7 protein-coding genes and 2 pseudogenes are annotated in these 5,890 nt (G+C 35.2%); 5 read left to right on the forward strand and 4 right to left on the reverse strand.

The features are described 5' to 3' along the window. Positions 1–88: 88 nt before the first annotated feature. Positions 89–298: a hypothetical protein gene (locus tag FTU62_RS17035; protein WP_257223258.1), complete on the reverse strand. Its 210-nt coding sequence runs from the start codon at positions 296–298 to the stop codon at positions 89–91. A 642-nt stretch (positions 299–940) separates the two neighbouring features. Here FTU62_RS17035 and FTU62_RS17040 point away from each other — a divergent pair. Then, positions 941–2,140 carry an integrase arm-type DNA-binding domain-containing protein gene (locus FTU62_RS17040; protein WP_005245164.1) on the forward strand — a complete coding sequence of 400 codons (1,200 nt, stop codon included), beginning with the start codon at positions 941–943 and terminating at the stop codon, positions 2,138–2,140. A gap of 41 nt (positions 2,141–2,181) precedes the next feature. On the opposite strand, the gene FTU62_RS17045 is transcribed toward FTU62_RS17040, so the two are convergent. Then, positions 2,182–2,595, reverse strand: coding sequence for a Cd(II)/Pb(II)-responsive transcriptional regulator (locus tag FTU62_RS17045; RefSeq protein ID WP_005245163.1), 414 nt, complete (start codon positions 2,593–2,595; stop codon positions 2,182–2,184). A gap of 79 nt (positions 2,596–2,674) precedes the next feature. On the opposite strand from FTU62_RS17045, the gene FTU62_RS17050 reads away from it, so the two are divergent. Together FTU62_RS17050 and FTU62_RS17055 are read left to right on the forward strand one after the other, a co-directional pair. After that, positions 2,675–3,406: a transglutaminase family protein gene (locus FTU62_RS17050; protein ID WP_005245162.1), complete on the forward strand. Its 732-nt coding sequence runs from the start codon at positions 2,675–2,677 to the stop codon at positions 3,404–3,406. Next, positions 3,393–4,280, forward strand: coding sequence for a cation diffusion facilitator family transporter (locus FTU62_RS17055; protein WP_127800877.1), 888 nt, complete (start codon positions 3,393–3,395; stop codon positions 4,278–4,280). Before FTU62_RS17050 ends, FTU62_RS17055 begins: the two co-directional genes overlap by 14 nt. An 84-nt stretch (positions 4,281–4,364) precedes the next feature. Here the strand turns inward: FTU62_RS17055 and FTU62_RS17060 are convergent. Beyond that, positions 4,365–4,589: pseudogene (locus tag FTU62_RS17060) on the reverse strand (efflux RND transporter permease subunit); the annotation flags it as partial. Here FTU62_RS17060 and FTU62_RS17065 point away from each other — a divergent pair. After that, positions 4,589–4,732 (forward strand): annotated as a pseudogene (locus FTU62_RS17065) (antitoxin HicB); the annotation flags it as partial. The pseudogenes FTU62_RS17060 and FTU62_RS17065 sit on opposite strands and share 1 nt — an antisense overlap. A 252-nt stretch (positions 4,733–4,984) precedes the next feature. On the opposite strand, the gene FTU62_RS17070 reads toward FTU62_RS17065, so the two are convergent. Then, positions 4,985–5,236: a hypothetical protein gene (locus tag FTU62_RS17070; RefSeq protein WP_004658363.1), complete on the reverse strand. Its 252-nt coding sequence runs from the start codon at positions 5,234–5,236 to the stop codon at positions 4,985–4,987. A 194-nt stretch (positions 5,237–5,430) separates the two neighbouring features. On the opposite strand from FTU62_RS17070, the gene FTU62_RS17075 reads away from it, so the two are divergent. Then, positions 5,431–5,652 (forward strand): helix-turn-helix transcriptional regulator, encoded by a 222-nt coding sequence (locus FTU62_RS17075; RefSeq protein WP_004658364.1) that lies wholly within the window; start codon positions 5,431–5,433, stop codon positions 5,650–5,652. Positions 5,653–5,890 lie beyond the last annotated feature (238 nt).

A 5,890-nucleotide genomic window follows, 5' to 3' on the forward strand; every position in this document is an offset into this window, starting at 1 on the left:
AAAGTCGTTTGAATGATTTCTTCTTGGTCTACGTGCCATAAAATACTCCATATATTGATGTTTATAACATCATTTGAGGAGCAGAGTATCACTTATAGGAGTTGTTCAAATTTCCGGATCCATCTCTTTTCATCCACGCATCACGAATAGCTCTGTCACTGATATTCAAACCTGAAATAGCACCATATTTAGCCCACACCTCGCTACGAATACGATCAAGTAAAACAGCTTGTTTCTCAAGCTGTTTGTACTTTTGCACATTCAAGTTTTTACAATGGTGGATGCGTGTTAATTTCACAAAGTCATGCCTAGGTTAAGGGATTGGATAATCAATAGATATGGATGCTAATATACCAAGACACTCACCTAAAATACAAAAGATAATCATTTAAATCTCTAATAAATACCCACCTTGCCACTACTGAATCGACATAGACAAAATGAGAACTTATGCAAATATTTGTCTATATTTTTAGTTATAGTTAATTACTCTCGTAAAACAGCTGACGAAGTCCGAGATAGAATCATTGCGTCAAAACAAACGTGATGCTTATGCACTTATGATGAAAATGAATTAATTATTATTTAATTAAGTTAAAAGACTGCTATATAGCGGTCTTTTTTGTTTTTGAGCTCTACAAATTTTAATGAGTACATATAGTTACTTTTATAAAAATGATAATAAAGGGTAGAGGAGGTCATCTAAGAATTTAAAGCACAAGACTTATTTAACATTGATGACAGAAAAAGTGAGTTGTTGGGAACTTAAAGAAGAGGTGGTACTTATAATGGTTACTAAAATACAAATACTTAAAATATTAAATATATAAAACAATATATTACAAATATATATGATGCGTAGTGTACGCATCATACATAAAGCGTTCTATTTTGATATAATTGATCCAATCAACCCATTGTTAGGTTTCATTTAAATTCCATGAGTCTTACTGAAATTAAAGTTCGCCAAGCTCATTGTAAGGAAAAAACCAGTTTTTTATCCGATGAAGATGGGCTTAGCCTGAAGATTGAGCCGAGTGGAAGAAAATCTTGGTGCTATCGCTATACAGATCCACAAACTAAAAAACGTCGACGCATTCAGTTAGGTCGTTATCCTGATTTATCGCTGAAAAAGGCACGACAAGTCAGAGATGACTTTAAAGACAATGATTTCTGTTTTGAACAAGATACTGCCTCTAATGTCATCACCTTTGGTAAGGTCGGGGAGGAGTGGTTACAGTTCAAACTGAAAAATGCCTTCAACGATCTACCCCGCTGTGGTGTACTACAGTTAGCAGAAAGATGCTTACAGCAAGATATTTATCCAGACCTTCAGGATCTACCTTTTCAAAACATCAAGCGTTATGACCTGGTTTCAGTAATCAAAAAAATAGAGGGACGCCAAGTAAAAGAACCTGTCAAGAAAGCTTGTAGTTATTTGAACCAAATTTATGACTACGCTGTAGCGATGGGTTATTGTGAATTCAACATCGCGCATGGTTTAAATAAAATCGCCATTAACAGTAAAATCAAGAAAAATTATCCGTATTTGAAAGCGGAGGATATATCTGATTTTAAGTATAAATTACAAAAATTGGATGCCCATCCGATTATTAAAAAAGCACTGCTGTTCAAATTACATACTGGCGTGCGAGGGGCTGAATTGTTATTGGCTGAGCCTCATCATTTTGATTTAAATGAAAAAGTCTGGAAAATACCTGCCTTGCATATTAAACAGTTTCGACGAAAAGTCATATTAGGCCATGAGATTCCCGACTTCTTAGTTCCACTTTCAGATCAGGCTTTAGATATTTTAAAAGACGTCATGCAATGGTCATACGGTGAAAAGTACATTTTTGCTAGCCCACGGAAACATAATCAACCGATTCATTTTAATACATTAAATATGGCTATACGTAAGATGGGCTATGGAAAACATCAATTATCCTCTCATGGACTACGTTCCACTTTTAGTACCATTTTGAATGACTCAGGTTTGTTCCAGGATAACTGGATTGAGGCACAACTTTCACATATTGATAAGAACCGTACCCGTGCCAGCTATAATCACGCTGACTATTTAGCCCAGCGGACTGAAATGATGCAGTGGTGGGGTGATTATTTAAGTACTGCTAAGTGAAAATCGTACTTTTATACATAGACTTAAAACATTATGGGGTTTCAAATGGATAGTAAACAATATACTTGCCGTGTTACATGGTCAGCAGAATATAATGAGTATGTTGGGTTGTTCGAACCACAAGCACTAGCCATTTGTTGTAATTCAGCTTTAAGCGCCCTTAATTCTTTCATGCGTTTATTCACTAGTGCAAGTTGCTGATCAATTAATGCATTAACGCTAGAGCAGCTTTCTTCTGGCTTATTTTTTAATTCGATAAGACGTTTAATATCATTGAGTGATATATCTAGGCTGCGACAATGCTTTACGAATTCCAATTGTTTAAGTGCTTTGCTATCATACAGCCTGAAATTACCTTCTGAACGATTTGGATTTAACAGTAATCCTTCTCTTTCATAATATCTAATCGTTTGTATTGAACAGCCCGATTTTTTTGACAATTCGCCTATTTTCATCAATTTCCCCCAGACATTTGACTCTATAGTTACTATAGAGTCTATAGTATAAGTATGCAACGAAAAGGATATATAAAAAATGACTGAGAAATATTTAAACAATACGAATATCGTTAATTTTGAACACAAAGATATCCAATCCTTGATCGATCAACGTAGGTGGAAAAACTTGGATAACTTCAACAAAATTGGTGCCGCTTATCAGTTTGTAAAAGATGAGATTTTCTTTGGTTATAATGAAAGCGATGATATTGCAGCAAGCGATGTGCTAGCAGATGGTTATGGACAATGTAATACTAAGGGTAATCTGTTAATGGCACTATTGCGTGGACTAGGCATTCAATGCCGATTTCATGGGTTTACCATAGACCAGCAACTACAAAAAGGTGCTATCCCAAGCTATGTATTTTGGTTAGCACCTAAATACATCATTCATAGTTGGGTAGAAGTTTACTTTGAAGGGCGTTGGATAAACTTAGAGGGCTTTATATTGGATGAGCAATACTTAAGCTCTCTACAGGAGAAATTTGACCAAGTAAAAGATGATTTTTGTGGTTATGGTGTTGCAACAAAGTGCTTTTCATCACCAGATACAGATTGGCGTGGAGAAAATACCTATATTCAAAAAGAAGGTATTCATGATGACTTTGGGCTTTATGATTCCCCTGATGAGTTCTATCTCGAAAAAGGGACTAACTTGTCGGGGTTCAAACGCTGGATATATCAACGCTTGATACGTCACTTGATTAATATGAATGTATCAAAACTAAGAAATAGAAAAGTACTAGAGGTACAAAATGCACAACCATAATCATAGTCATCAACATGGTAAAGATGACCGTATTGGTTGGGCATTTTTCCTTAATGTGACATTCACTATTATCGAATTTATAGGTGGTTGGCTCACTAACAGTACGGCGATAATGGCAGATGCAGTTCACGATCTTGGTGATAGTCTTTCAATAGGTTTTGCGTGGATTTTAAGTCGTTTTTCAGATAAAGAAGCATCAGATAAGTTTAGTTATGGTTATCGTAGACTTACTCTCTTTGGCGCATTGATAAACAGTATTGTTTTAATCATTGGCTCAATTTGGATTTTATTTGAAGCAATTCCAAAGCTGTCCAATCCTGAAATGCCTGTAGTCGAGGGGATGTTAGGGCTAGCGATACTCGGCGTTGCCGTTAACGGATATGCTGTATTAAAATTAAAAGCGGGTGAAACATTAAATGAGAAAGTGCTGACATGGCACCTTCTTGAAGATGTACTTGGATGGGTTGCCGTTCTTATAGTCTCTATCGTACTGTTGTTCGCTGAACTGCCGATATTAGATCCCCTTTTATCAATAGGGTTCACGCTGTTCATCTTGTTTAATGTTTTCAAAAACCTGAAATCAACACTCGTTTTATTTCTTCAAGCTGCACCCGATAAAGAGACTCAAAAGCGTATTAAACTATCACTAATGGAATTTCCTGAAGTTAATGGTATCCACCACATGCACTTTTGGTCACTAGATGGTGAAAGTCACGTTTTAACAGCGCACCTTGAGCTGAGTGACAACTTTGACGTTAAAGAATTAATTAGGCTTAAACAAGAAGTTGCAGCTAAATTATCTTCCTATCATTTATCGCATACAACGATAGAGTTTGAGTTTTTAAATGAAAATTGTCGGGATGAAGCGCAGTAAGCTTTATCAATAAAATGTTGGGCATACAATATTAAAAGCAGCTTAATTAGGCATAACCTAGTAATTAAGCTGCTTTTTTTGATTTTAAATTTCGTCGGATTGCTGTTTGCTACTCTCAGAGCCATGCGCCCATTGATATAAAATAGGCAATACAAACAAAGTTAAAATTGTAGAAGATACAATACCGCCGATAACAACTGTTGCTAGTGGTCGTTGTACTTCTGCACCAATTCCAGTGTTTAACGCCATTGGAATAAAACCTAAACTTGCGACCAGTGCCGTCATTAAAATAGGTCTTAAACGAATGATGTGCTGAGTTTCCATCATTGTCTTGGCTTGATGCGGATCAGTCTAAAGCATTCTCAGGAATAGAGGAGCTCGTTGCTGATGTTGTCGCTGATATGATTAGCAATAATGAAAAAGTTCCTACACCACTCTCCGGGAAAATATAGTAGGCAGTTTGTTGTCCTTGTTCTCAGTGGTTCAACAAAAACTAGCCCTCGAAGCCGCAGAACGTGGCGTGGACATAAATTGTTTAGTATCAGTAAAAAGAGCGATGTAATTTTAGTACGAGTGAGTGATAGAGCAGGAACCTATGCTTCATATATTCAGTAAATGGTATGTTTTTGAATTAATAGGTATTTTTAAATAAAGCTTTCTTTGATTTAGTGCTTTTTATTTAATAAATTAATTTTAAAAACAACTTAGGCTAATTGATAAACACTATCTGGAAAGATTAAAAGAAAATATTTTTTAATTTCTGCTAATTCATTTAAGGCAGGTTCCCTTTCAAGCAGTTGAAATGTCCAAATAAGTACAGCCTGATGATTATCATAGCAAGTATTTACTCCAAGAAAATTAGCCATTCCATAACTTCTATTGATGTTCATTTCTTTAATTAATTGATTTCCTAAGTCACGAGCTTGCTGGCTGATCAATAACTCATTTGGTAACACGGCGGTCATCTCCACAAAATAATCTAATGCAGGTTCAATCCTTATATTTAAAAAGTTATAATTTAGTTGAAATGGATAAAATATACTTTCTATAAGTTGTAATAACCTGCTGTAGGTTAATTTTAGCAAAGTATTACTCAGTCAACAACTTCAAATAACCCACAGCAAGTTATTTTTTGTAAATTAATTTAAATATGATTACTTGTAAGTTATCTAGCCTCATGGGCGATAGAAAAATTTTAAAATTAAGTGAAGTGGTGCATGCAACAGGTATCAATCGCAACACGCTCACAAGTATGTATTATGACCGTGCTGTACGTATTGAATTACCAGTCGCCGATAAGTTGTGTAAGTACTTTAACTGTACGATGAATGATTTGTTTGAGTTTAAGGAAGAAGTTGAAGAAAAAGATTAACTTAATACTTCGTTTGATAAGTTTTTCGAAGAAAAAGACTAGCCAATACTTAGTTTGATAAGTTTTTCTCTGCAGATCTAATATTGAATTTTATAAAATATCATTACAAACAGAGGTGGTTCCACTTGTTTGAACAACTAAAAGCGTATTTATAAGTGATATTCCGCTCTAGTTAAGCCACCTTGTTTTGTTGGGGTAGCTGATCATAGTAAAACTCATTTGGTGTCATTTTGTCTAG

It is taken from the genome of Acinetobacter sp. YH12126, from assembly GCF_013418745.1.
In the GTDB taxonomy this organism is placed as follows: Bacteria; Pseudomonadota; Gammaproteobacteria; order Pseudomonadales; family Moraxellaceae; genus Acinetobacter; species Acinetobacter amyesii.

Bases quoted from the DNA above. Each gene is read 5' to 3' on its own strand.
- FTU62_RS17040 (WP_005245164.1), top strand. From the start codon at position 941: ATGAGTCTTACTGAAATTAAAGTTCGCCAAGCTCATTGTAAGGAAAAA.
- FTU62_RS17050 (WP_005245162.1), top strand. From the start codon at position 2,675: ATGACTGAGAAATATTTAAACAATACGAATATCGTTAATTTTGAACAC.
- FTU62_RS17045 (WP_005245163.1), bottom strand. From the start codon at position 2,595: ATGAAAATAGGCGAATTGTCAAAAAAATCGGGCTGTTCAATACAAACG.
- FTU62_RS17055 (WP_127800877.1), top strand. From the start codon at position 3,393: ATGCACAACCATAATCATAGTCATCAACATGGTAAAGATGACCGTATT.
- FTU62_RS17075 (WP_004658364.1), top strand. From the start codon at position 5,431: ATGATTACTTGTAAGTTATCTAGCCTCATGGGCGATAGAAAAATTTTA.